The sequence below is a fragment of the Parasediminibacterium sp. HNIBRBA5674 genome, from assembly GCF_056745525.1.
In genome coordinates this window covers 58,793-85,253 of record NZ_JBQWIE010000017.1, presented here as the reverse complement: position 1 = coordinate 85,253, position 26,461 = coordinate 58,793, and the positions used below count along the sequence as shown (strand labels likewise).

The 26,461-nt window shown below is 36.4% G+C and carries 26 protein-coding genes and 1 pseudogene; 21 read left to right on the top strand and 6 right to left on the bottom strand.

Features of this window, described 5'->3' with window-relative positions; translation table 11 throughout:
* Window positions 1-101 precede the first annotated feature (101 nt).
* Genes pyrE through ACT9TX_RS10200 form a run of 4 tightly spaced genes read left to right on the top strand, consistent with a single transcriptional unit; the run spans window position 102 to window position 1,647 of the window.
* Complete coding sequence (gene pyrE, locus ACT9TX_RS10215) at window positions 102-734, top strand: orotate phosphoribosyltransferase (protein WP_481338186.1); 633 nt, start codon at window positions 102-104, stop codon at window positions 732-734.
* A 28-nt stretch (window positions 735-762) separates the two neighbouring features.
* A complete protein-coding gene (locus tag ACT9TX_RS10210) occupies window positions 763-1,173 on the top strand; it encodes a hypothetical protein (protein WP_481338185.1) in 411 nt (136 codons plus the stop codon).
* 26 nt (window positions 1,174-1,199) lie between these two features.
* Window positions 1,200-1,373: a hypothetical protein gene (locus ACT9TX_RS10205; RefSeq protein ID WP_481338184.1), complete on the top strand. Its 174-nt coding sequence runs from the start codon at window positions 1,200-1,202 to the stop codon at window positions 1,371-1,373.
* The gene (locus ACT9TX_RS10200) at window positions 1,351-1,647 is read left to right on the top strand and encodes a DUF3592 domain-containing protein (protein ID WP_481338183.1); all 297 of its coding nucleotides are present in this window, start codon (window positions 1,351-1,353) and stop codon (window positions 1,645-1,647) included. Before ACT9TX_RS10205 ends, ACT9TX_RS10200 begins: the two co-directional genes overlap by 23 nt.
* Before the next feature lie 75 nt (window positions 1,648-1,722).
* On the opposite strand, the gene queA is transcribed toward ACT9TX_RS10200, so the two are convergent.
* Complete coding sequence (queA, locus tag ACT9TX_RS10195) at window positions 1,723-2,772, bottom strand: tRNA preQ1(34) S-adenosylmethionine ribosyltransferase-isomerase QueA (RefSeq protein WP_379014974.1); 1,050 nt, start codon at window positions 2,770-2,772, stop codon at window positions 1,723-1,725.
* Between the two features lie 200 nt (window positions 2,773-2,972).
* Here queA and ACT9TX_RS10190 point away from each other — a divergent pair, with 200 nt between their 5' ends.
* Window positions 2,973-3,485 carry a GNAT family N-acetyltransferase gene (locus tag ACT9TX_RS10190; RefSeq protein WP_481338182.1) on the top strand — a complete coding sequence of 171 codons (513 nt, stop codon included), beginning with the start codon at window positions 2,973-2,975 and terminating at the stop codon, window positions 3,483-3,485.
* Here ACT9TX_RS10190 and ACT9TX_RS10185 read toward each other — a convergent pair.
* Window positions 3,482-4,576 (bottom strand): hypothetical protein, encoded by a 1,095-nt coding sequence (locus ACT9TX_RS10185; protein ID WP_481338181.1) that lies wholly within the window; start codon window positions 4,574-4,576, stop codon window positions 3,482-3,484. The genes ACT9TX_RS10190 and ACT9TX_RS10185 overlap by 4 nt on opposite strands.
* 7 nt (window positions 4,577-4,583) lie before the next feature.
* Window positions 4,584-5,837: a DUF2130 domain-containing protein gene (locus ACT9TX_RS10180; protein WP_481338180.1), complete on the bottom strand. Its 1,254-nt coding sequence runs from the start codon at window positions 5,835-5,837 to the stop codon at window positions 4,584-4,586.
* Between the two features lie 243 nt (window positions 5,838-6,080).
* Here ACT9TX_RS10180 and mnmA point away from each other — a divergent pair, with 243 nt between their 5' ends.
* From mnmA to ACT9TX_RS10160, 4 genes are all read left to right on the top strand, one after another.
* Window positions 6,081-7,193, top strand: coding sequence for a tRNA 2-thiouridine(34) synthase MnmA (gene mnmA, locus ACT9TX_RS10175; protein WP_481338179.1), 1,113 nt, complete (start codon window positions 6,081-6,083; stop codon window positions 7,191-7,193).
* Between the two features lie 169 nt (window positions 7,194-7,362).
* Window positions 7,363-8,097, top strand: coding sequence for a hypothetical protein (locus ACT9TX_RS10170; RefSeq protein ID WP_481338178.1), 735 nt, complete (start codon window positions 7,363-7,365; stop codon window positions 8,095-8,097).
* A gap of 89 nt (window positions 8,098-8,186) precedes the next feature.
* Window positions 8,187-8,660: a 23S rRNA (pseudouridine(1915)-N(3))-methyltransferase RlmH gene (locus ACT9TX_RS10165; protein ID WP_481338177.1), complete on the top strand. Its 474-nt coding sequence runs from the start codon at window positions 8,187-8,189 to the stop codon at window positions 8,658-8,660.
* A gap of 107 nt (window positions 8,661-8,767) precedes the next feature.
* Window positions 8,768-9,412 carry a rhomboid family intramembrane serine protease gene (locus tag ACT9TX_RS10160; RefSeq protein WP_481338176.1) on the top strand — a complete coding sequence of 215 codons (645 nt, stop codon included), beginning with the start codon at window positions 8,768-8,770 and terminating at the stop codon, window positions 9,410-9,412.
* Between the two features lie 282 nt (window positions 9,413-9,694).
* Here the strand turns inward: ACT9TX_RS10160 and tilS are convergent, their stop codons facing one another.
* The 3 genes from tilS to ACT9TX_RS10145 all read right to left on the bottom strand — a co-directional run bounded on the left by tilS (window position 9,695) and on the right by ACT9TX_RS10145 (window position 13,155).
* Window positions 9,695-11,065, bottom strand: coding sequence for a tRNA lysidine(34) synthetase TilS (tilS, locus tag ACT9TX_RS10155; protein ID WP_481338175.1), 1,371 nt, complete (start codon window positions 11,063-11,065; stop codon window positions 9,695-9,697).
* 65 nt (window positions 11,066-11,130) lie between these two features.
* Window positions 11,131-11,298, bottom strand: coding sequence for a hypothetical protein (locus ACT9TX_RS10150; protein ID WP_481338174.1), 168 nt, complete (start codon window positions 11,296-11,298; stop codon window positions 11,131-11,133).
* Window positions 11,299-11,499: 201 nt separating this feature from the next.
* Window positions 11,500-13,155 (bottom strand): glutamine--tRNA ligase/YqeY domain fusion protein, encoded by a 1,656-nt coding sequence (locus tag ACT9TX_RS10145; RefSeq protein ID WP_481338173.1) that lies wholly within the window; start codon window positions 13,153-13,155, stop codon window positions 11,500-11,502.
* A gap of 352 nt (window positions 13,156-13,507) precedes the next feature.
* On the opposite strand from ACT9TX_RS10145, the pseudogene ACT9TX_RS10140 reads away from it, so the two are divergent.
* From ACT9TX_RS10140 to ACT9TX_RS10085, 12 genes and pseudogenes are all read left to right on the top strand, one after another.
* A pseudogene (locus ACT9TX_RS10140) lies at window positions 13,508-14,446 on the top strand (phosphodiester glycosidase family protein).
* A 614-nt stretch (window positions 14,447-15,060) separates the two neighbouring features.
* A complete protein-coding gene (locus tag ACT9TX_RS10135; RefSeq protein WP_481338172.1) occupies window positions 15,061-15,999 on the top strand; it encodes a carboxypeptidase-like regulatory domain-containing protein in 939 nt (312 codons plus the stop codon).
* Window positions 16,000-16,209: 210 nt separating this feature from the next.
* Complete coding sequence (locus tag ACT9TX_RS10130) at window positions 16,210-16,845, top strand: ApaLI family restriction endonuclease (protein ID WP_481338171.1); 636 nt, start codon at window positions 16,210-16,212, stop codon at window positions 16,843-16,845.
* Window positions 16,835-18,046: a DNA-methyltransferase gene (locus ACT9TX_RS10125; RefSeq protein WP_481338170.1), complete on the top strand. Its 1,212-nt coding sequence runs from the start codon at window positions 16,835-16,837 to the stop codon at window positions 18,044-18,046. The genes ACT9TX_RS10130 and ACT9TX_RS10125 overlap by 11 nt, the downstream gene beginning before the upstream one ends.
* A 398-nt stretch (window positions 18,047-18,444) precedes the next feature.
* Window positions 18,445-19,590, top strand: coding sequence for an aspartyl protease family protein (locus ACT9TX_RS10120; RefSeq protein ID WP_481338169.1), 1,146 nt, complete (start codon window positions 18,445-18,447; stop codon window positions 19,588-19,590).
* Window positions 19,591-19,674: 84 nt separating this feature from the next.
* Window positions 19,675-20,061, top strand: a complete 387-nt coding sequence (locus ACT9TX_RS10115; protein ID WP_481338168.1) for a putative quinol monooxygenase — start codon at window positions 19,675-19,677, stop codon at window positions 20,059-20,061.
* A gap of 55 nt (window positions 20,062-20,116) precedes the next feature.
* Window positions 20,117-20,971, top strand: a complete 855-nt coding sequence (locus tag ACT9TX_RS10110; protein ID WP_481338167.1) for a hypothetical protein — start codon at window positions 20,117-20,119, stop codon at window positions 20,969-20,971.
* Between the two features lie 102 nt (window positions 20,972-21,073).
* Window positions 21,074-21,640, top strand: a complete 567-nt coding sequence (locus ACT9TX_RS10105) for a dihydrofolate reductase family protein (protein WP_481338166.1) — start codon at window positions 21,074-21,076, stop codon at window positions 21,638-21,640.
* Between the two features lie 62 nt (window positions 21,641-21,702).
* Window positions 21,703-22,053 carry a DUF2200 domain-containing protein gene (locus ACT9TX_RS10100; protein WP_481338165.1) on the top strand — a complete coding sequence of 117 codons (351 nt, stop codon included), beginning with the start codon at window positions 21,703-21,705 and terminating at the stop codon, window positions 22,051-22,053.
* 21 nt (window positions 22,054-22,074) lie between these two features.
* Window positions 22,075-23,007, top strand: a complete 933-nt coding sequence (locus ACT9TX_RS10095) for a proline iminopeptidase-family hydrolase (protein ID WP_481338164.1) — start codon at window positions 22,075-22,077, stop codon at window positions 23,005-23,007.
* Between the two features lie 80 nt (window positions 23,008-23,087).
* Window positions 23,088-23,453: a VOC family protein gene (locus tag ACT9TX_RS10090; protein WP_481338163.1), complete on the top strand. Its 366-nt coding sequence runs from the start codon at window positions 23,088-23,090 to the stop codon at window positions 23,451-23,453.
* 156 nt (window positions 23,454-23,609) lie between these two features.
* Window positions 23,610-26,432 (top strand): TonB-dependent receptor, encoded by a 2,823-nt coding sequence (locus ACT9TX_RS10085; protein WP_481338162.1) that lies wholly within the window; start codon window positions 23,610-23,612, stop codon window positions 26,430-26,432.
* The last annotated feature ends 29 nt before the right edge of the window (window positions 26,433-26,461 follow it).

The window sequence follows — 26,461 nt, the reverse complement described above, 5'->3', positions numbered from 1 at the left end:
CTTGAAACTTGAAACTTGAAACTTGAAACTTGAAACTTGAAACTTGAAACTTGAAACTTGAAACTTGAAACTTGAAATTATAATCCATTTATCTTCGCTGCATGACAAACGAAAAAGCAATTGCTGAAAAATTATTGCAGGTTCAAGCGGTTAAGCTAAGTCCTGAAAAGCCTTTTACTTGGGCTAGTGGTTGGAAAAGCCCCATTTATTGTGATAACAGAAAAGTATTATCTTTTCCTTTTGTAAGAGATTTTATTAAAAGTGAATTATGCAGTGTTATTTTCGAGCAATATCCTGATGCTGATGTTTTAGCAGGTGTGGCTACTGCTGGTATAGCTTGGGGTGCTATGGCTGCTGATCAACTAAAACTGCCTTATATGTACGTTCGTCCAAAGCCGAAAGAACACGGTTTGGGTAACCAAATAGAAGGTCATTATGAGGCTGGCCAAAAAGTGGTGGTAATTGAAGACTTAATTTCTACAGGTAAAAGTAGCTTACAAGTTGTAGAAGTATTGCGCAATGCTGGCTTAGAAGTTATAGCGATGGTAAGTATTTTTAACTATGGTTTTACAGTTGCTGAAGAAGCGTTTGCTAGTGCCAACGTACCTTTCAAGTCGCTTAGTAACTACCAAGCGCTTATAGGCCTCGCTGTTGAAAAGCAACTGGTTTCAGCCGAAACCGAAGAACTGTTAATGCAATGGCGCAAAAGCCCAAGCACTTGGATGGTTGACTAAGTTTATCCTAACATTTAAAAAGAAACAAATGAAGAAGATTGCTTTATTGGTATTGTTTGGTGGCTTTTTTACTGCAAAAATGAATGCGCAGGTAATGGCTGCCAAAGCACAAACAGTGGTTATTAAATCTGCCAACTTACGTTGCTGGACTTGCAAAGAAAAACTAGAAGAATATCTAGTAAGAGAAAATGAAGACAACATGCAAAGTGGTATGCTAAAGCGTACTTATAACTTGTTAGCTGGTGAAATTCGTGTACAATATTTGCCAGATAGAGTTACTTTAGATGCTATTAAAACTGCCATTAACAATGCAGGTTTTGATGCTGACAGTACACTAGCTACGCCTGATGCTTATAAACTTTTACCGCCTATTTGTAAACGCAAAGAAGAGGGTGGTGGCCCTCAAAAAGGTAAGCCTTGCCACGTTGAACCATATTAAAAGCAGAACTAACGCTATTAAATTAAGTGAGTAATAATATTGTACCTGAATACTTACCATACCTTTTTCTAGGCATGGGGCTAATGGCAATTGCAGTTAGCATTCTATACACTTCTAAAAATGTGAATTTAAAAACTAATGGTATCTCTGTAGAAGGTATTGTGTACGAGCAAGATTATGAAAACACCAGTTTTTTTTAGTACAAGCGATATAGATTCACCTAATATCAAAGATAAAATAACCGTAAGGTTTCTTACTAGAAAAGATGAATGGATAACAGGGGCTATAAAACAAGACTTTGCATTGTTCTACAACCAATACAAAGATGGTGAAACAGTGAAAGTATATTATCAAGAAGACAATCCTAGTAATTTTTATGTAGAAACCGGGCAATCTGAATTTTTAGGAAGAGTTTTAGTTGGTCTTGTTGGATTAATATTTACCATATGTGGTCTTTATAAAATTTTATTTTAAAAAATAATCTCAATATTTACTATACTAAAAAAGCTACCAACTCGGTAGCTTTTTTAGTATTATTTCGTTCTTAAATTAGATGATTAATAAAGAATCACCATAGCTAAAGAAACGGTATTTATCTTTTATTGCTTTTTGATAAGCAGCCATTGCTAAATCGTAACCAGCAAAAGCACAAGTCATAATTAGTAAACTTGTTTTTGGCAAATGGAAATTGGTAACCAAGCTATCAGCCACACTAAAATCGTAAGGTGGGTGAATAAAATGATTTGTCCAGCCTTCACTTGGTTTAAGCATTTTAGTAGCTGTAAAACTTGTTTCCATAGCACGCATGGTAGTAGTACCAATGCTACAAACTCTGTGACCAGTTTGTTTTGCTTTGTTTACAATGTTGGCAGCTTCTTCAGTAATTTGGTAGTATTCAGCATCCATTTTGTGTTTGCTTAAATCTTCTACTTCAATTGGTCTAAATGTTCCTAAGCCAGTATGTAAGGTTACTTCGGCAAAGCGAATACCTTGAATTTCGCAACGCTTAATTAACTCTTTACTGAAATGCAAACCAGCAGTCGGCGCTGCTACAGCACCTTCATGTTTTGCATAAACTGTTTGGTAGCGCTCTTTATCTTCTTCTGTTGGTGTACGTTTTATATATTTAGGCAAAGGTGTTTCGCCCAAAAAGTCTAACATTTTTTTGAAGCTTTCTTCATCTTCATCCCACAAAAAGCGAATAGTACGACCACGGCTAGTTGTGTTATCAATAACTTCTGCTACAAGCTCTTCATTTTCACCAAAATACAATTTGTTGCCAACACGAATTTTTCTTGCGGGATCAACAATTACGTCCCATAAACGGTTTGGTTTGTTTAATTCACGCAGTAAAAACACTTCAATTTTAGCACCAGTTTTCTCTTTACGACCATACATACGGGCAGAAAACACTTTTGTGTTGTTCACTACAAATACATCTTTGTCGTCAAAGTAATCAAGAATGTCTTTGAAATGTTTGTTTTCCATTGCACCGGTTTTACGGTCTACAACCAACATTCTAGCATCTTCTCTTTGTTTGGTTGGGTTTTGTGCAATGAGATTCAATGGTAAATCAAACCTGAATTGTGATAATTTCATCTGTGTCTATTTAAGTAAATAATAGGCCACATTAAGTTCATCCGGCAACCCAAAGGGTAGTGGGTTTGTAGGGACTAGCTTGATGTTACGGCATCAAATTTTTATAAAGTGTGCAAAAGTAAGGTTTTTAGCCAAGCTATCCAAGAAGGATTTGTGATTAAATGATTGTAATGAGTTGAATGATTGTTTAATATTGCGCCATGTTACAGGTTAAAATAGCTACAATTAGCGATTCAGAAGTAATTTCAGGAATAAGTAAGCAAACATTTTATGAGGCTTTCCATCTACAAAATACAAAAGCCGATATGGATTTGTTTTTGGCTTCAAATTTTAGTGTAGCAGATACTGAAAAAGAATTAGCAACCCCTAATAATACCTTTTTCTTAGTTTATGACAAGAATGTATTATGCGCTTATGCAAAAGTGACTGCTATTGATAATCCGACAGAATTACCTGATTATGCAACGCTGCGCATATCACGTATTTATGTACTTGATGCGTTTATTGGTAAAGGCATTGGTAAATTACTTATGAATACATGCTTAGAAAAAGCTAAATCATTAAACAAAACACATATTTGGCTTGGTGTGTGGGAACAAAATATTAAAGCCATTGCGTTTTACAAACGCTTTGGATTTACACAATTTTGCACGGAAACTTTTGTACTAGGCACAGATCTTCAAACAGATTTGCTAATGCAAAAAACCCTTTAGTCGCCATTATGCATTTTACCTTTTGGCACTAACTTAAGTTTCTTTAATAATATTTGCTTTAATTGAATTTTTACAATCTGCCCCATCGTTTTAGCCTTTAAAAAGCCAATATGGTGAAAATGATTAGCTAGTTCAATTTTAAGATTTTCTATTTTTTCGGCGGTAGAAATAGTATCATGACACATTAAGTCTATTAATTCTTTAATGCGATACCGAGATGAAGCCAAACGAAATACAACCTTAGTTCGTTCTTCAGCTTGATATTGTTCTATTGATTCTTTATTAAGCAACCTGCTTACTATTTCTACAAAAGGATAATTCTCTTTGAAAAATTGAGGTAAATACAAGTTTTTTCTGCCTTCGTAACATTGTTGATCAAAATCTATTGCCCTAATTCTGTATTGTACATTTTCAATATCTGGCGTGATATCAACTACGAAATTGTAGCTACGCAAATCACCCAACAATCGCATAAAACAACGCTCATTAAATTTCACAAATTCTTTAGCGAAGCGTACTTGATTGGTATCAGGGTGATTGAGATAATTTTTTATAAATTCATCGCCTGGTATACCTGGTATATGTTCTTCAATAAGCGTTTGGTAATTAGTAAAAAAAGTAATCCTGTTTGGAGATAATAAATGCTCTAATTCCAAACCATAAACACGGCTTGCATCACCACGTTTAATGTAATAATGGTCGTAATTATCGTTAAAACGATTGACGATTCTTATTCTAAAAGGTTGGCTATTTCCAAATACGCAAAAGTCAATTCTAGCTACATCTAGTTGATTAACAAAGCTAAAATCGCCTTCTGTTTTTAAAATGGCATACACTTTTACAAGACCATCACGCAAAAATTCCCATTCACGCATATCGTACGATACTGTTTCCCAATAAGCGTCTTTCCCAGATTTATCTTTTAGTGGAACACTATAAGTAAATCGTAATAAATCCTCATAGTGTACCGGTAAGTGTACTTCACGACCATGATCTTTCAAGTATTTGCGCAAGCCACTGTTAATAGGAAAAATGGGCTTTTTCTTACTTGGTTTATTGGGAATATTTGATTCTGGGTTAAGAGGTATCATGGCCATTTTAGTCTAGTAGTAAATTATCTTGTTCATCTAATAAATTCAAATTCACCGCATCTACACCTGCAATGCCTTCTATTGAACCTCTAATATGTGCAGCATTTAGTAATACCTTTTCCAATTGTTTTTCCCGGGCTTTCCATAGTTTTTCCATCGCATCTCGTTCACGCTGTATGCTTAGTTTCATGCTCATAAAGCCTTCACGAATGGCTTTCCATTGCTCGTTAAATTCATTGCCAATTAAATAATCGTAAAGCAATACCATTTTATCGCCTTTGTTTTCTTGGCTTTTTTTGGCATCGTATATTTTTAAAATGGCATTGCGTAGCAATAATGCCACACTTTTTACTTCGGTAAACGTGCAGATATACACACCATCTTTTTCGCCAAAACGTTCCATGCCTTTTGGTAAAGTTTGCGTTACAATTACAGCTACATCTGCACCCAAATTACGCATATCTGTTTTTAGCTTCTCTATCCAATCACCACCAAAATCTTTGGTACGTTTACTTTCGTAGATAATTTTTCCTGTTTCTACACCAAATTGGTTGCGAACAGTTTGTATGCAATCTGCCCCACGTACACCTTTGCCTACTTCTTCTACTTTGTCAAAAGGAAAAGTGCTTTGCAGTAATTCTTCTAGCAATAATTCTTGTACCTCACCTTGCAATTGCATGCTACCTTGTTCAGATTTTCGGCGCATTTCTTCAGCAAGTTTCTTCTGGTCTTCTAGCTGTTTTTCTAGCTCTTTTACTTTCATTACAAAGTCATGTTCTTTTGCCGAGACTCTTTGCTCTTCTATTTTGCGTATTTCTTCAGTTAGCTTTTCTCGCTCATGTTGTAACTGCTTTTGTACCGATAATTCAAGCTCTTGTTCTCTATTTTTTAATGCTTGTTCTTTTTGTAAAAATTCAAGCTCTTTACTACGAGCAGATTTTAACTTTTCCTCATTATCAGCCAAGTTTTGCTGCAATAATTTCATCTGATTTTCAAAATCTGAAGCAATACTTTTGGTTAACTGTACCTGTAATTCTGCTTGTAGTTTTTGCTTCTCGCTAGCTAATCGCTTATTTATTTCGTCGTCTTTAAGTTGTAATTGTTGTTGATATTGGGCTTCTTTAGTGCGAAATTCTTCGTCTTTCTTTTTTTGCCAATCAATGACTTTACTGCGCAATTCTTTTTCAATTTCATCACGCATAGAATCGCCTGGTTCAAATTGGTGCTTACAGTTAGGACAAGTAATAATAAATGATGCCATAGAGAAAAATTATGCTTCAAAACTATATTAAAAAGTAGCATGTTGGGCTAAAATGCAGGTTGCTGATAAAAGTTATACAGATGCAGGGTGCGACGCATACAGTGTACAATAGCGAACTAGCCGATGACCAAAAAGAAAATAATGATTTTATATTGGGCCAAAATTTCCAGCATTAGTAATGTGTTTAAGCCGCAACGATGCTGCAACTGCTAGGCATTCGTTATTTTTGCCAAAAGTTTAGTAATGAGCCAAAAAGGAAAAGTTTTAGTGGCAATGAGTGGCGGTATTGATAGTACTGTGGTGGCTTTAATGTTGCATCATGAAGGGTATGAGGTGATTGGGATAACCATGAAAACATGGGATTACGCAACTAGCGGTGGCGGCACCAGCAAAAAAGAAACTGGCTGTTGCAATATTGATAGCTTTAACGATGCTAGAAAAGCGGCTGTTGACCATGGTTTTCCGCATTATATTTTAGATATTAGAGATGAGTTTGGTGATTTTGTAATTGAAAATTTTGTAGAAGAATATTTGGCTGGCCGTACACCAAACCCTTGTGTGATGTGCAATACACACATAAAATGGCGTGCTTTATTAAAACGTGCCGATGCATTGGGCTGTCAGTTTATTGCAACTGGTCATTATGCGCAAATTCGCCAACATACCAATGGTAGATATGTGATAAGTAAAGGGCTTGATGAAACCAAAGACCAGAGCTATGTGCTGTGGGGGCTTGACCAAGAATTGCTTAGCCGTACCATTATGCCTTTGGGTAAATATCGTAAAACTGATATTAGACAAATGGCGGTAGACCTTGGCTACCCTGAACTTGCTAAGAAAAGCGAGAGTTACGAAATATGTTTTGTACCTGATAATGATTACCGTGGCTTTTTAAAACGTAGAGTAGATGGGCTAGAAGATAAGGTAAACGGTGGCTGGTTTGTAGATAAAACGGGCAAAAAATTAGGTAAGCATAAAGGCTATCCTTTTTATACTGTGGGACAAAGAAAGGGCTTAGAAATAGCTTTAGGAAAGCCTGCTTATGTTACTGCCATTAACCCAGAAAACAATACCGTAGTACTTGGTGAAGAAGCTGACCTAGACCAAAACGATATGCTAGTGGGTAAAATAAACTGGATAAAATACGATAGCATTATTGATGGTATGGAAGCAATTACTAAAATTCGCTACAAAGACAAAGGCGCTATTAGTAGTTTGTACAATGCTGATAATGGCTTGCGTATACGCTTTTACGAGAATGTAAAAAGTATTGCACCAGGGCAAAGTGCGGTGTTTTATGAAGGTGATGATGTAATAGGTGGTGGTGTGATACAAAGAGGTGAGTTGGTGTTGTAAGGATAGGAACGCTGATGTTTATTTGTCTCACAGATTTCGCTAATTCTCGCTGATAGTAATTACATTATATCACATTTATGCGTTATCTACGAAATCTGTGAGACAAATTCTACAATCTTCAATGCAGCAATATTAACATTCTACTTATCTTTCAAGTTCAAATAATACGATGAAGCTTTTTAGATATTTATGTTTACTGTTTATAGCTGCGCAAATGATAAGCTGTAGCAAGCAAACAGAAACATTGAACATTATTACCGCTAAAGAATTGTACCCAATTCAAGTGGGCAAAACATTTACTTATAGGTTAGATAGTACAGTGGTTGCCACGTTTGGTACATCGTTGCAAAAAACTTACTACCTGGCTAAAGACAGTGTTGAAAGTAGCTTTTTAGATAATCAAGGTAGACAATCGTACCGCATTTTTAGATACATTACCGATACACTAGCAAGTAAGCCTTACCAATATTCGACTACTTATTATGCAGTTGTTGATAGTAATAAAATTGAGTACGTAGATAATAATTTGCGTTTTATTACTTTGGTAAATCCTGTCTCAGAAACTACAACTTGGAAAGGCAATAGCTACATTAATACCACCACCAACAGCACTAACTATTTCTTAAACAACTGGCAATACCAATACCAAGATATTGATGCTGCATATACTGTAAAAAAAGGTAGCATCAACAATACAGTTACCGTTTTGCAGCAAGATGAAAGCAGTAGCCCTACTTTTAATCCTAATTTTTACTACAATAAAACTTACTCGGTAGAGGTTTATGCTAAAGGTGTTGGGCTTATTTACAAAGATTTTATACATTACACTTATCAAGTTACACCATCTAAATACTACGAAACTGGTAGTTATGGTATTAGGCTTAGTTTGGTTGATTACAAGTAATATTTTCACCACATAGACATATAGAATCATAGACTTCTATTGGAAAAAGCTTTGTGCCTTTGTGACTATGTGGTTTCAAACTCTTCATCATGAAAATTATTCTATACAGCATCGGTAAACCTCACGAACCCTATGTACAATCTGGTATTCAAGATTTTACCAACCGTATTACCAAATATTTTCCAGTAGAATGGGTAATTACTGCGCCACCTAAAAATGCCGCTGTTTTATCTGACATTGATTTGAAAAAAGCAGAAGGTGCTATCATTCAAAACCATTTACAAAAAGATGATTTTTTAGTATTGTTAGATGAACGTGGTAAAAATATTAGTTCACCAGATGTAGCGAGTTTAATACAACAGCGAGCCAATGAAAGTACCAAGCGATTGGTGTTTTTAATTGGTGGTGCTTTTGGTGTAGATGATACTGTTTTTAAACGAGCCAATTTCACCTGGTCTTTATCTAAATTAGTATTTCCACACATGTTGGTACGCTTAATTTTAGCGGAACAAGTGTATCGTGCTTGCAGTATTTTGCGCAACGAGAAGTACCATCACGTTTAACCGCTAATTGAAGTGATGGTAATGATTACCATGAATTTTATGGAAAATCAATCGCCATTGAATCATCTAGTTCCATTTAAACACATATTCACACTTAATTTTACTACATGTTGAACGTAACACTTGTCATTATCATCATCACTTGTATTGTTTCTTTTTTGGCTTTTCAAAAAGAACAAATTATTGATGAATTGATTTTTTATCCGCCAGCTATTAACAACCAAAAACAATGGTATCGCTTTATTACTTGTGGTTTTATTCATGCCGATTTTATGCACTTAGCTTTCAACATGTACTCTTTGTGGATGTTTGGTGGGGCGGTTGAAGATGCTTTTACCCGCATTTTTGGTAGCATGGGTGAGGCTTATTACATCTTGCTTTATATCTCATCATTAGTAGCCTGCTTAATGCCTACTTACTCAAAAAATATTGATAATTATTATTACAGAAGCCTTGGTGCTTCTGGTGCGGTTTCAGCTATTGTGTTTACCTATATTTTTATAGCACCAGCAGATAGATTGTCGCTTATGATTTTGCCAATACCTACACCTGCGTTTCTATTTGGTGCTATTTATTTAGGTGTTTCTGCTTATTTAGCTAAAAAAGGTACTAGTAATATCAATCATTCTGCCCACTTATGGGGTGCCATTTATGGTATCGTTTTTCTGATTGTTACTACTTATTTCTTTAGTGATTTTAAAGCTGTTTCATGGTTTATTGAACAGGTAAAACTGTATTTGCAAAGCTTATAATGACCTACCTTATCGTTTATTTTAATAATAATAGCCCGTTTTTTGATAAAAAAAGCCCATTTTTTAATAAAAATAAAGCGCTATTTAATAAGAAATAGGCTTAGTTTAATAAGAAAGTTACCGAGTTTAATAAGAATTTCCTCTGGTTTAATAAGAAAGTTGGCAAGTTTAATAAGATTGGCTTGCCGTTTTAATAAAAATTATTGTTGTTTTAATAACAATATAAGCTTACTTAATAAGAATAATGCATCTTTTAATAAAAAGTATGTTGCAATAAGTGTTTTAAACCAAACTTATTGTCAACATATTTCTAGTGCTTGGCTTAAGCTTAAAACGGTTATCAATTCTGTGGCCAATTACCCAAACTATCCGTTTGTCGCTTTCAATCACCCAAACATTTTCCTTCTCAGTTTTAGATAATTTTTGGTCAATAAAAAACTTGCTTAGCTTCTTTTTCTTTGTCATGCCCAAAGGGTAGAAGTAGTCGCCTGTTTTATAAGGGCGTAATAATAATGGGTAAGTAATCGCATCTGCATCAATCGTTGCAATGGCTTTATCTGTTGACTGTTGACCGTCGACTGTTGACTTGCTTAATATTATTTTACCTCCACTAAACACTATTTCATTCGTACCAGTTTCAATCAACACATTGGTGGCTTCATCGGCTTGCTTTGGTGCAATAATGAGCCAATTTCTATTAATAATTAAACGGTGCGTTGCCGAAGCCATAAAGCTGCCATTGCTAGCATCTAATAGTTTTACCACTTCATCTACTTGTGTGGCTTCAAAGCCAAAATCTTTCACTATTTCGTACACAATACTGCGCAGCGGCTGCTGCTTTTTTAGCTTTAAAATAGGTATATGTGTTTCATTGCCTTTTACTTCTAGCAACTTAGTTTTTATGCTATTCATGGTTTGGTTGTACACCATTTCTACTTCTTTAAAGCGCTCAATATTGCCTAGCAAATTGTCTTCCACTTTTGGGTAAATGGTCTGCATTAAAGGCATTACTTGGTGCCTAATGTAATTACGTGAATATTTATCGGTAGCATTACTGCTATCTTCAACCCAAGTTAAACCTTGTTCGGCTGCATAAGCCACAATCTCTGCTCTTTTGGCAAATAATAATGGCCTGATAATATGCCCTTGCTTTGGTAAAATGCCATGCAAACCACTAATGCCACAGCCTCTAAAAAAGTGCATCAATAAGGTTTCTATATTATCATCAGCATGGTGAGCGGTAGCAACAAAAGCCGTCGACGGTCGACGGTCGACGGTCGACAGCAAGCCATCGTCTGTTGTCTGTGGTCTATCGACTAGTTCTTTAAACCACCCATACCTCAGTTCTCTTGCAGCTACTTGAATAGATAGTTTGTTATTGGCTGAATAAGCTACTGTATCAAATGCCTTTACTAATACCTCTTTACCGTATTTAACACCAAGCTCTCTTACAAATGCTTCGTCTCTGTCACTTTCTGCACCACGTAGTTGAAAATTACAATGCGCAATGGTGAAGTTAAAACCAGCTTTTGCAAACAAGTCTACCATTACCACACTATCTATACCACCACTTACGGCTAGCAATACATGATGCTGCGTAGGCGATAAGTTGAAGTTGTCAGCGGTGTATTTTTTAAATCTTTCTAGTAGCATGGGGATAAAATAAAAACCCGTCTGTTTGTTATTATCAGACGGGTTACAAAAATATGATTTGATGATTAGTGACTTAATCTTGCAAATGAAATAATTAAAGCAACAATAGTAATGGCTGTTGCAATTAACCATTTAATTAGATCAACTTTTGCATCACTAATTGTAGATAATAATTTACCCTCAACTTTTGCCAAATCTTCTTTTGTTGCAAATACGTTTGTTTTTTCTTGCAATTTACTATCTACTTTTATGTTCAATGATTTCAATAAAAGCCTCGGCTTCTTTCTCGCCAAGCTTAGCTTTTAGTAGTTCATATAATTTTATTTCAGAAATTACTAGTGCCATCTTCAAAAATTTATTACACCAAATATACCAACAATATTCATATTTATAAGTGCCACAAAAAATCATGGCAATCATTCTCATCAAACGAATCAGCGGTTAACCTTAGCCCAAGTATCTTTTAGCGTTACCGTTCTATTAAATACAAGTTTATCGGCAGTGCTATCTTTATCTAAACAAAAATACCCTTTACGCAAAAACTGAAAACGGTCAGCCAATGTTGCTTCTGCAAGTGCAGGTTCTGCGTAAGCTTTGGCTATTACTTGTAGCGAATTTTGATTGATATAATCTTTAAAATCGCCTTCTGCGTTACCTACATTTTCTTCGGTAAATAAGCGGTCATACAAGCGAATTTCTACAGGTAGGGCAGTAGCTGCACTTACCCAATGTAGCGTACCTTTTACATTAATACCGCTTGTATCGTTACCGCTTTTGCTTTCTGGTATATAACTACATCTTACTTCGGTAATATTACCTTCTGTGTCTTTTACAAAGTCATCGCATTTTATAATGTAGGCACTTTTTAAACGTACCATTTGCCCCGGTGCAAGTCTAAAGTATTTCTTAGGCGCTACTTCCATAAAGTCTTCCCGCTCTATATAAATTTCTCTGGTAAATGGTACGGCTCTATTACCACCATTTTCATCTTCAGGGTTATTTTCGCTGCTTAGTGTTTCAGATTCGTTAAGGTAGTTTGATATGGTAACTTTTAATGGATCAAACACCACCATTCTACGCTGTGCTATTTTGTTTAAATGCTCACGTACACAGAATTCTAGCAAGCCAAAATCAATCAAGTTCTCTCTTTTTGCTACACCTATTTTGTCGCAAAACTCTCTAATGCTTTCTGGGGTAAAACCTCTACGTCTCATGGCACTAATGGTAGGCATACGTGGGTCATCCCAACTTGTCACATGCCCATCATTTACTAGTTGCAACAGCTTACGCTTACTCATTACGGTGTAAGTCATGTTCAAGCGTGCAAATTCGTATTGCTTAGATGGAAAAATGCCCAAATTTTCTATACACCAATCGTACATTGGTCTGTGTGGTATAAACTCTAGCGTACAAATTGAGTGGGTAATATTTTCTATACTATCGCTTTGGCCATGGGCAAAGTCGTACATCGGGTAAATGCACCAAGCATCGCCAGTTCTATGATGGTGGGCGTGTTTTATGCGGTAAATAATTGGGTCACGTAGTAGCATATTGGTGCTAGCCATATCAATTTTAGCACGCAACACTTTTTCACCGTCTTTATACTTGCCTGCACGCATATCGGCAAACAATTGTAGGTTCTCTTCTATGCTTCTGCTGCGGTAAATATTAGCCACACCTGGCTGTGTAGGTGTACCTTTTTGTGCTGCAATCTCTTCACTCGTACTATCATCTACATAAGCCAAATCTTTCTTAATCAGGTCAACCGCAAAGCCATATAATTGCTCAAAATAGTCAGATGCGTATAGTTCATTGGCCCAATTAAACCCAAGCCATTTTACATCTTCTTTAATGCTGTCTACGTATTCGGTATCTTCTGTTACAGGGTTGGTGTCATCAAAACGCAGATTGGTTTGTCCGCCATATTTTTTGGCTAGGCCAAAGTTTAAACAAATGCTTTTTGCATGGCCCATGTGTAGGTAGCCATTGGGTTCTGGTGGAAATCTGGTAAGAATGCTTTTGTGTTTGCCGCTTGCTAAATCCGCTTCAACAATTTCTTCAATAAAATTCAAACTTCTTTCTTCGCTCATGTCTTATTCTAGTTGTGCTTACAAATATAAGGTTTCAGATGTAAGATGGTTTATGGATAGTTAATGATTTGTTGATTTTGAGGGTAGCTCTCGCAGATTTCGCGGATTTACGCTGATAAAAAAATGTTTCTCTCGCAGAATTCGCCGAAACCGCTGAATACCAAATATAGTCTCTCGCAGATTTCGCGGATTTACGCTGATTTGTCAAGTTCTGTTATTAGCATCTAAGATATTTTATCAAATAAAATCTGTGTCATCAGTGCAATCTGCGAGCTAACTTATCTAAATCTGCGAGCCAATATCTCTAAATCTGCTAGCACTTCCTTAGCTTGCTACCTCATAAGACAACACTATGTACAAATTCATTGCTTTTGCTTTGATAATTATTGCCACTAATAGCACAGCTCAAGTACGCTGGCAAAATGTAGACAGCCTTTACGGCCCTTTGCCGCCATCTGTGCATGTATATTATACCCACGATAGTATTGATGGCAAGCCCAATATTGCCTATTATGTATCGGCAGAACTGAATGATAAAACCATTGATTTTGCTGCGCAAATAGGCCATGGCAAGCGCTTTACACCAAGTCAATATTTTGAAACAGAAGGCGAGCCGCTGCTTGTGGTTAACTGTACCTTCTTCGAATTTGTACACAATAGCAATTTAAACCTAGTAATGAACGATGGTCAGCTATTGGCTTATAATAATGCGGCTATTGTGGGCAAGGGTAAAGATACATTTACCTACCGCCATGCTTTTGCAAGTGCCATAGGCATTAGCAAAAAGCGCAAGGCCGATGTGGCTTGGCTATATACTGATAGTAGCAAGCCCATACCTTACGCATCGCAAGTAGCACTGCCGCCTGTAAAAGATAGTAGCGCCAAATTTGTGTACCCAACCACTGGTTTTAGTAAATGGAAAATGCAAACTGCCGTAGGTGGTGGCCCTGTATTGCTGCAACATGGCAACATACAAATAAGTAATAACGAAGAACTAAAATTTGCCGGCAAAGCCGGGCTTACTGATAAGCACCCACGCACTTGTATGGGCTATACTAAGGATGGTAAGCTGATAGTAATGTGTATACAGGGCAGATTTCCCAATATAGCCGAAGGGGTAAACCTTACCCAAGAAGCGCAACTGCTTTAAGACCTTGGCTGTACCGAAGCATTAAACCTAGATGGTGGCGGTAGTAGTTGCTTACTAGTAAATGGCAAGCCCACCATACAAGTAAGCGACAAAGAAGGACAAAGACCTGTACCTGCTGTGTTTATGATTAAGGTGAAATAGCTACTAATACGGTTGTAATTTTTTTCACCACAAAAAACACAGTTTTAACCGCAAAGAGCGCTAAGGGTTACGCAGAGAAAACGCCAAGAATAGTTCTCACTTTGTACCCTTTGCGACAAAAACTCAGTGTCCTTTGCGGTAAAAATGCTCTAACCGCAAAGAAATTATCAAACAAAACACTGCCTTTGTGTTCCTTATGGTAAACCCTTGCGCCCTTTGTGGTAAAATTACCTAACTAATACCACAAATTAACTCTGAAACACTCGGATTTTGCTCTGAAATATTCGGGTAAGTATCCAAAATATTCTAAAACGCTTCCTATACACTCGGGTTTACTTCCAAAAGATTCGGGTAATGCTCTAAAACACTCGGGTTTACTTTCAAAATAGTCGGGTACAGCTTCTAAAGACTCGGGTACGCTTCCTAAAATGGTGACAAGAGGTCTTAAAAGCCCGACAATCTGTCTGTGAATTATAAATGTATTAACTGCACTACTTAGGTAGTTGTAATAACAATTGCTTACACATTTATAGTTAATAATCTGTGGATAAATACATAATGTGTAGTTCGGCAAGAAATAAGGTAATAATTATCTTAGTCTAAAAATTACTATTATGGCAACCACACCATTGATTATCACGGTAAAAATTGAAGAGGTAACACCAATTGGCAAGTTTATAATAGACGCTTTTGAGCGAGACTTAGCGCTTATTACTGCCAAATACACCAAGTACAATGCGGCATTATTGGCTAAGTTAAAAACAGACCATGCGGCTGTAAACCAACTGATAAACCCGCAATTGATAACGGGTAAAATAGCCAAACAAACTAGCGACATTTATACATCTCTAAACCCCTTGCTAGGCTTGCTAGATATTTTAGAAGGCTATATAAATATAGCCCAAGGCTTAACGGTTGCGCCAGCGTATTTTGGTATATCGGCCATACGCAAGGCCAACCATAATAGCGATGTAGAAGCCGTTGCCGATAAGCTAAAAATATTGCTACAAGTGGTAAAAGACAACAACGCAGCCCTTACTACTGAAGGCTTAAAACCTACAGATATTACCGCTTTACAAAGCATACAAGATACCATTGTAAACACTAAAGCCGCTAGGGCACTACTTCAAAGAGAGAAGCAAAGCCTGATAGAGAATAACCACATAGCCATTAACGATTTTTGGGCGAGCCTGCTAGACATTTGCGACAAAGCCAAACGTGTATTTAAAAGCACCGACCCTGTAAAACTGCCTGACTACACCATGACAAGCCTAAAGCAAAAAGTAAGTAAAACGCTACAGCTAAATGGCATAAAAGGCAAGGTACAAAGTAAGGGCAAGCTAATAGCAAGCGCCGTGGTAGAACTACTACCGCTAGAAGCAGGCCGCCGACGCACCAACCGCACCAAAACCGATGGCCTGTACCAAATAGGTGGTGTAACCGCAGGGCCATACCTTGTAAACATAACTGCCAAAAACTATAAACCCTTTAGCCAAAACATTACCATAGAAAATGGGGTGCTGCTAGAACAAGATTTTGAATTAGTAGGCTAGGGGAAAGAAATAATAACTAAAAGCCACTGCTAGTGAGGATAGGCTAGTGGTGGCTTTTTTTATGAAATGTGATTTTATAGATTTACTGAAGTAAGTTCGGTAAAATAAGATACATTTAATATTATAGTCTATTCCATTATCCCTTATAGAAATTCTATTAGGGTGTTAATAAACTACCTTCAAGCCGTAACTTGCGTTTAAATTCTAACTATGGACGAATTAATACAAAGTATAAAGAATTTAGCTGAAGCTTACGCTACAAACTTGAAAGGGAAAATTGAGGCAAGAACAGAAGCTATGAAAGCTGACGACAACTCTCATTATCTTATTTATCGTGTTTTGGGTATTTCTTTACAAGAAGGACAACTTATAGACCAGTATCAAAACACAGGACGTTTTCTTTATAAGTATGCAGGTTCATTTCTCGAAGAAGCAGCAACTTTATGTTTAAATTTCAAATTCCCAGAAGGTGTAAAGACCAAAATTGAAAACACGATAGGTCAGCGTCCAAAAACTTTTGAGATTGATTTTCTAAATGGAAATGACGCTATAGAAGTAAAGTGGCGAGATGCAACTACTGACGGCGATCATATAACTAAAGAACATACAAGAGTTAAAGTAATCAGAGAACACAGTTACAAACCAATTAGGGTAATGTTTTATTATCCTCAAAGAGACCAAGCAATAAGAATCCAAGAAACCTTGAAAACACTTTACGCAGGTGTGGATGGAGAATATTATGGTGGTGATGAAGCTTGGGATTATTTAAAAGCTTATACAGGTGTTGACTTAAAAGCTATTTTGACACAAATTGCTAACGAAAGAACACCCGCAAATGGAAACTAATAGAATCTACCATGGAAATTGTGTTGAAAAACTCAAAGAAATTGAAGCCAACAAAGTTGACTTAGTTTACTTCGATCCACCTTTTTTTACGCAACGCAAACATAGTCTTACGAATAAAGACAATTCAAAAACTTATGAATTTGACGACAAGTTTAATTCTATTCAAGAGTATTTAGAACTTGTTGAAAATGTTTTAATAGAATCAAAAAGAGTACTAAAAAATACTGGAAGTGTATTTCTACATTGCGACAAAACAGCATCGCACAATATTAGAGTTGTGATTGACAATGTTTTTGGACGTGAAAATTTCCAAAGTGAAATTATTTGGTCATACAAAAGATGGTCTAACGCCAAAAAAGGACTACTTAACGCTCATCAAGTCATTTTCTTTTATTCGAAAACACAAAATTTTAAATTCAATACGCTTTATACTGATTATTCATCAACAACAAATCTTGACCAAATATTACAAGACAGAGAGCGTAATGAAAATGGAAAATCTGTTTATAAAAAAGATGAAAATGGAAATGTGATTTTAGGCAAAGAGAAAAAAGGTGTTCCTCTTTCTGATGTTTGGGAAATTCCATATTTAAATCCCAAAGCAAAAGAAAGAACCGGTTATCCAACCCAAAAACCAGTTTTATTGCTTAATCAAATATTAAATATCGTTACTAATGAAGATGACTTGGTTGTTGACCCATTTTGCGGTAGCGGCACAACTTGTGTTTCTGCAAAATCATTAAATAGACAATTTATAGGAATTGACATTTCAAAGGATGCAGTTAAACTTGCAAATTCAAGATTAGAAGAAATGATAATTTCTGAATCCAATCTTTTAAACAAAGGAGCTAATGAGTATCAAGAGAAAACTGAAAAAGAATTAGCCATTTTACAAAACATAAATGCTTTTCCAGTACAAAGAAATAGTGGAATTGACGGATTTTTAAAAGACCATTTTGAAGGTATGCCAGTTCCAGTGAAAATTCAAGGCGAATATGAAACGATAGAAGATGCAATTGAGAAACTAGAAAAGGCATCTTATGGCAAACATTATAAAATGAAAATCTTAATCCAAACAAGAGAAACAGGAATGAGCAGACTTTTTGGTTTTGAATCAGATGTTACAATAATTAAAACTCTTGAATTACAGACAAAAGATTTGATTAAGAAAGACAAAAACATGGTTGCATCGGTTTGGTAAAACCTCCCAGCGGTGGTACGTGTCTTCACCACAGGTGTACGAAAGATAAATACCACTAGCGCTGGTCTCTGACCAGTGCTAAAGCGTCACTTGATTGTGTTTAATTAAGAGATAAAAACATACATTTAGAATATCTAAAACTAAGTAACATACAGCACAAGTCAGAAACCTGCGCTAGTTTGCTAAAGCGTCACTTGATTGTGTTTAATTAAGAGGTAAAAACATACATTTAGAATATTTAAAACTAAATAACATACAGCACAGGTCAGAAACCTGCGCTAGTCTGGAAATTGATAAAAACGAAAAATAGACGAGTATTATAGTTCATCCAATTTCATTTTTCACATAAGCCAAGCCTTTTGCTTGTTGGCTAGCTAACACTAAATCTAAGTAATAAAATGGCTAAACTGAAAGTATTGTTATGCGTTGCGTCTTTTTTATTCTTGTGTACCATGTGCGATGGGCAAGAAAACGAGGTGTATGAATTTCCTTTTTCGCTAGAGAAAAAACTATTGGTATTTAAAGGGCAGCTAAATGGCGTGGCAACTGATTTTGCCTTTGATACAGGCGCAGCAGAAGGCATTGCCAATACTAAGAATGTGCAGACTAATGGTATAGAAAGAAAACAGTCGTCGCAGCGCATCATAGATGCGAATAAAGTAATTACCTACTTGCAAAGTGGCGTTACTAAAAAGCTTACAATCGGCGGTTTTACGTTTGATGATGTAAGGGCTTCTATCACCGATATGCAATACTTGTATTGCATGGATTTGTATTTGCTAGGTGCAGATGTGATACGACAATTGAACTGGGAAATTGATTTTAAGCGCATGATAATTAGGGTGTCTAAAAAAAGATTTGAGCCAAGTAGTGACATGACCATTATACCTGTAAAGTACGAGTACAATACACCGCACATAAAGCTTACCCTAAACAACATCAACTTTAATGATGTACTTGTAGACATTGGTTATACAGGTGTATTAACAGTACCAAATACAGATGATGCAATAAAGCAGCTACTAATTACCAAAAAAGAACAGCAGTTAGTAACGGCTCAGTGGTCATCATCTTTTGGTGCTACAGGCTTATCTAAGCCTGCTTTATCTGAACTATTGGTAGTTGATAGCATTAACATTAATGGCAGCAGCTATTATCAATTACCTGCAGATTTTAAAGACAATACCAACTTTAAAATAGGCGTGGGCTTTTTTAGTGGCTTGTGCGATAAAGTGCTACTAAACAATGGCGACAAGAAGTACTACTTACAGCTTAAAAATGCCCATACGTTTACAAAAGGCTATCCAGTAAATTTATTGCTCAAGGATAATAAACTAATAGTAAGCAGTGTAATGTTAGATGCAAAAACAAATGGTAGCAATTTTACCATTAGTGAAACTGTGGCATCGGTAGATGGCAAAACAGCCAAAGATTTTAATAGTGAGTGTGACTTTATTAAATGGTACTATACTAGAAAAACCAACGTGCAAGTAATTGAAAAACTTGATGGTAAAAAGGTAGAAGTAAAGCGAGAAGCTTATTAAGGGTAAGTATTAAGTATTTTGTTGCGCAATTAAATTATTAGCGATTGAAGAAAAGAACTACTGAAACCAATTAAAACAAACCACATGAAACCACTTCGTTTTATTATACTTCTACTAACCATCTGCCTATGGCAGCAAACAGCTTTTGCACAGCAAACAAACCAAATGGTAAGGCTTGCTAAAATAAAAGTAGATACGGCACAATTAACCGCTTATAATGCAGCATTGAAACTACAAATGACAACTGCTATTGCGCAAGAACCCGGTGTGCTTACTTACTATGCTGTGGCTGATAAAAAAGACCCAAGTAGCATTACCATACTAGAAATTTATACCGATACCACGGCCTATCAGCACCACATCACCACACCACATTTTAAAGCGTATAAAGAAGCAGTTAAAAACATGGTGCTATCGCTAGAATTGGTAGATGTATCGTTAATAGGTGCGGCTGTAAAGCCGAACTTGTAAAGCTTAACTGTTTAAAAGAGGTTTAAATTTAGTTAGTTAATTAGCTTGTATTTGTATGAAACCATTAACCTTTTGCTTATTTATTGTGCTACTATGCCTTGCAGCAAAGCAGGCTTGTGGTCAGTATACGTATGATAATAACAGACCGAATTTATTTTACGGCAGTGCTAAAAGTTTGCATGGCAAAACCAAAGTGATTAATTGCTTTTTATCTGCTGGTAAGCATGAGTGGAAAAAAGAAGACAAGCAGGGCATACTTGCCATGCAAGACCATAGTTATCAATGGATTATTAGGCAAGGCAGTAAATATTGGGGTGTAAATGATGTATCGTTTACCACTTCAACCATTGGGTTAGACAATGATATTAAGGTAGCCAAAATAGAAAGGGCAGAAGAACCATCGAAGCTAAATGTACTATGGGTGCAGCTAGTACTAAATACAATTGGCTATAGTAGACCCATAGACTTTTACGACTCAGTAAAAAAAGCAGAAGCAGTAGATAATGTGGTGGTATTGGTATTTGCAAAAAGAGGCGGTAGAAGCTATGCACAGCCTGCTTATAGCGATGATACCAACAACGCAAGGTTTGTAGAAGGTGCAGTATTGTATTCTGAAACAACTGCTAGTAGTACCTTAAACGAAGCTACCATTGTGCATGAAATGCTGCATTTGTTTGGTGCGTGGGATTTGTATAATTCATTGGCACAAAGGCAAGAGGTAGAAGACAAAGCAAGGCGGGTGTTTCCAAACAGTATTATGCTAGATACGCATAGAGATATCAATCCATTGTTTATAGACCAAATAAATGGCTGGTGCATTGGCTGGACGAAAAGCTACAATAGCACCTACGAATTTTTTAGGCCTGCAAAAGATAAAAAAGATAAAACCCTGATGAAATTGATAGAGTAGGTGGCTACAAAAAACTTGTCGCAATTCAACCTTTAGAAAGTCGTAATTACCAACTATTATTACCAATAGTGTTGATTATTTTGCAGCATTAATAATACTAGTATGAGACGAGTTGTTTTGCAAATGCGCATATCGGTAGATGGTTGTGTAGCAAGCCCAAATGGCGAGGAAGATTGGGGCGTGCCGCCAGATGATGCAGTGTTTCAATTCATAGATAGTTTGCCTGATAATGCAGATACCTTGCTAATAGGCAGAAAAATGGCAGAGGGTTTTATACCTCATTTTGAAAAATTTCCTGCTGACCATCCTAAAAAAGCTTTTGCACAAAAAATGGTGAACCTGCCTAAAGTAATTTTTAGCAATATGCTTACTGAACCATTTGGTAAAAATGCAACACTCGCAAAGGGTAGTTTAGAAGCAACCATTACCCAACTAAAGCAAGCTGCTGGTAAAAATATATTGGTATATGGCGGTGCTAGCTTTGTATCGGCATTAATTGCAGGTGGGCATATTGATGAGTTTTACTTGCTAGTAATGCCAATAATGATAGGTAAAGGCATACGTATTTTTGATTTGCTAGAAGATAGGTTTCAACTAGTATTACATACTGCCAAGCCTTTTAATAATGGTATTGTATTGCTGCATTATGTTTTAAAACGTGATGCTTAAAAATGGGTTTATAGTAACTATTTACTGCTTGGTTTTATATTTACTTCCCTAAACATTACTGTATGAATAACACAAGAATATTTAAGTCGGCTTTTGCAGGTGTGTACCCGCACTATGTACAAAAAGCAGAGAAAAAGGGTCGTACAAAAGCCGAGGTAGATACCATTATTTGCTGGCTTACAGGTTACACGCAGCAAGGGCTACAACAACAACTAGACGAAAGAACAGATATAGAAACTTTTTTTGCGCAAGCACCACATATAAATGACAATGCAAGCAAAATTACAGGCGTAATTTGTGGTTACAGGGTAGAAGATATTGAGGACAAGTTAATGCAGCAAATACGCTACATGGATAAGCTAATAGATGAACTAGCCAAAGGCAAAGCCATGGAAAAAATATTGAGAAGTTAATACAACAATTATCGCACAACCATGATAAAACAACTAACCTACTTGCTATTGTTAAGTCTTGCATTTGCTAGCTGCAAGCAACAACCATTGACAGAAGGCGAATACCTACTGCCTGTAAAAGGTGGTAATATCTGGTACAAAATAGTAGGTAGCGGCAACAAAACACCGCTGGTAATGGTACATGGTGGGCCAGGTTTTCCAAGTTATTACTTAACATCGCTTATAGCAGAATTGAGTAAAGACAGGCCAGTAATTGTGTACGACCAACTTGGTAGCGGTAGGTCTAGCAAGCTAGATGATACCACTAGAATGACGGTGGCTGCACAACTAGAAGATTTAAAAGCATTGCTACAACATATAGGCATCAATAAGTTTTACTTGTATGGTCATTCATACGGTACCATACTAACTTTAGAATATTATTTGCAACAACCACAACAACCAAAAGCCCTCATTTTTGCTAGCCCATGTTTTAGTAGCGATAGATGGGAAAGAGATGCAGATACACTAATAGCAAGTTTAGATTCAACATCTAAAAGGGTTTTGCAAGCAGCCAAAGCAGGTAAAGTATCAGATTCTAGTTTGTATCAAAAAGCACTTGATAAATATTTTGCAAGCTTTTACAACAGAAAAATGAATGATAATATCGATTCGTCAATACGATATAGCGGTACTAAATTGTACAGTAAAATATGGGGCAGCGCAGAGTTCTCGGCTGATGGTGAACTAAAAGGTTATGACAAAACAAAAGAACTGCACAAAATTACGCTGCCAACTTTGCTTAGCTGTGGTGAATATGATGCTGCAAGACCTTCAACTGTTAAGTATTACCAAGGCTTAATACCAAATGCAACATTTGCACTTATAAACAATGCAGCACACTCTACTATGAACGATAATACTGCCGCAGATGTAGCAGCAATTACTAGCTTTTTAAATAACTTAGAAAATTAACACTGTACTATATACTATTGTAAAAGTTCTTGCTATTATTTGAAAATCAGTATTACTTTATAAAACTTTAAATTGACACTATGCTAAATAATGCAGCTTCTATCAGACCATTTATTGGGTCTAAAAACTTTGTAGAATCAAGTAATTTTTATAAAGATTTGGGTTTTGAAGAAGTGGTTTTATTCCACAACATGAGCTTGTTTAAAACCAATAGCATCGCGTTTTATCTGCAAGATACTTATGTAAAAGACTGGGTAGATAATACCATGGTTTTTGTAGAAGTAGCTGATGTAGAAGCTTTTTGGGAACATTTAGTATCACTAAATTTAACGAGTAAATATCCTACAGCCAAGATTGTTCCTGTAAGACATTTAGATTGGGGCAGCGAATGTTTTGTACATGATCCTGCTGGAAACTTGTGGCATTTTGGTTCGTTTAAGAAATAACCACATTAACCCATATTAGCTAAATTTTTATCTGTTTGTTTGACTTTTTAAGAATTCCATGGTCTGATTGTTTATTTTCTAACGAATGTTAATTTAAAGTAAACAAAAGCCCAGTAATTTTCAATTACTTTGAGGCGTTAACCAAAACGAGCAAATATGCAGAAAGCAAAACAGCTGTTGCTAATAGCAATGGTCATGGTGTCTAGTATCTCTCAATTACTAGCGCAATCTAAAATTAGTGGTAATGTTACCGATAGCAAAGGTACACCTATTGAAAACGCCACAGTTAAGTCATTAACTACTAAGGCAAAAGCCATCACCAATAAAGATGGTGCTTTTACGATTGCAGTAGCAGAGAATCAATCAATTGAGATTAGTTCTGTGGGCTACAAAACCAAAACTGTTTTGGTGAAAGGTGCTACCGTAAACGTAAGTTTAGAAACATCTGTAGACAACTTAGATGAAGTAGTATTGGTAGGTAGTAGAAAAGGTGGTCGTGTAAAAACAGAATCGCCTGTACCTGTTGATGTGATTAATATTAACCAAATAAGTGCGCCTACGGCAAAAGCTGATTTAACATCGGTTTTAAACTACGCAGCGCCTTCATTTAACTACAACAAACAAAGTGGTGCAGATGGTGCTGACCACGTCGATCTTGGTACGTTGCGTGGCCTTGGCCCAGACCAAACTTTGGTATTAATTAATGGCAAGCGTCGTCACCAAACAGCTTTTGTGGCCTTATTTGGTACAAGAGGTCGTGGTAATTCTGGTGTAGATTTGAATGCCTTTCCTCAAGCTTCAGTTGATAGAATTGAAATTTTACGTGATGGTGCTTCTGCGCAATATGGTTCTGATGCGATGGCAGGTGTTATCAACTTAATTTTAAAGAAGAATGTAGAACAATTGACTGTAAATGCTGGCTGGAGCGGCTATTACGATACTAAGTTCAATGCATTAAACTTCAATAAAACCAATCAATATTACACAGGCAACAAAATTGATGGCGGTACTTTTAGCTTCTCAGCTAATAATGGCGCTGCTATTGGCAAAAACGGTGGTTTTATCAACGTGTCAGTGTCATTTACCAACCAAGGTAAAACCTTTAGACAAGTAGGTAATGATAACTGGCAAACCAATCCTAACGCTTTGCCATTTGCCAATACTGGTCGTAGAGCTTTTGGTGATGGTTCTATTACTACCACAGGCGCTATGTACAATATGGAAATACCAACAAGTGCTAGTGGCAAAACTACTTTCTATTCATTTGGTGGTGTTAATTACAAAGCATCAGATGCGTTTGCTTATACAAGAAACTGGAGCGCTAAACCGTCTCGTTTTCCTGTAAGAGCGAATGGCTCATTAATTTTTGATCCTAATATCATGTTGGTATCAACAGGCGATGTAGATACATTTTACAACCCTCATATCAAAACTCATATCTCAGATATTTCATTTGCCGCAGGTATTAAAGGCGAAGGTAAAAGTGGCTGGCAGTGGGATTTAAGCAACACTTTAGGTAGAAATGATTTTCATTATTATGGTGATCAAACTTATAATGCATCTATCATTGGTTCTATAGCTAAAACACGCTTTGATGATGGTGGTTTTAACTTTTTACAAAACACGTTGAATTTCGATGTAAGTAAGTCGTTTAAAACAGTGGCAAATGGTTTAACCTTAGCATTTGGTGCTGAATATCGCTACGAAAAATACACCATTTACGCAGGTGAGGAAGCTTCTTACAAGGCTTACAATAATAGCTTAGGTCAAGCGGCTGGCTCTCAAGGTTTCCCTGGTTTTAGCCCTTCTGATGTTATTGCTGCCAATAGAAACAACGTTGGTTTGTATGGCGACGCAGAATTAAATGTGACTAAAAAATGGTTATTGGATGGTGCTGTACGTTTTGAAAACTATTCAGATTTTGGTGCAGTTGCTACTTTCAAGTTAGCTTCTCGTTATAAACTTACCAGCAATTTCAACCTACGTGGTTCGGTAAGTACAGGTTACCGTGCACCATCGTTACAGCAAATTTATTTCAGCAATACTTTAACCTCTTTCAGTGGTGGTCAGTTAGTGCAATCTCGTATTGCAAGCAACAAAGATGCCGTTACAAGAACTGCTGGCATACCTGATTTGAAACAAGAAACATCTGTAAACGCAAGTGTTGGTTTTAGCTGGAAAACTGCTAAAAACCTAACCTTTACGGTTGATGGTTATATGGTAAAATTAAAAGACAGAGTCGTGTTGTCTGGCTTATTTAGCGCAGGCGACCCTACCTTACCTGCTGCATTTACCAATGCTTTAAATGCGATTAATGTATCTACTGCACAGTTTTTTGCAAATGCTGTAAATACCACCAATTGTGGTGTTGATATCGTTGCAGATTACACCAAGAAATGGGGTAACAAAAGCTTGAAAGTATTATTGGCAGGCAATATGCAGAACATGACCATTGATGAAATACATGTACCTGCGGCATTAAATAGCACTCAATTGAATAGAAAAACATTCTTTAGCGATAGGGAAGAAGCGTTCTTAATTGCATCTGCACCAAAAGCTAAGTTTACTTTAAACATTGATTATACAGTTGGTAAATTAGGGCTTGGTACACATATCACGTCGTTTGGTAAAATACGTTTAATGGGCTTTGGTGATGGTGCTAGCCCTGCTGGCGACAACCCTAACTATTCTGGTATTAACCCAATGGTACCTACCGATGCAGACCCTAATGTGTATGTGCCTGAAGTGTTTAATTACAATGCTAAGTTTGTAACCGATGTGTATGGTTCATACAAAATTGGTAAAAAAGCAACGCTATTTTTAGGTGCTGATAACTTGTTTAATGTACATCCTGATTTAGGTGTTAATCAACAAGCGAAATATTGGGCTGGTGACAACGAATCTGGCGGTCCTTGGGATTCTGTACAGATGGGCTTTAATGGCTTACGTTTGTTTACCAAAGTGGTGATTAATTTTTAATAGCAATTAGCATTATAGTATTTTAGCCG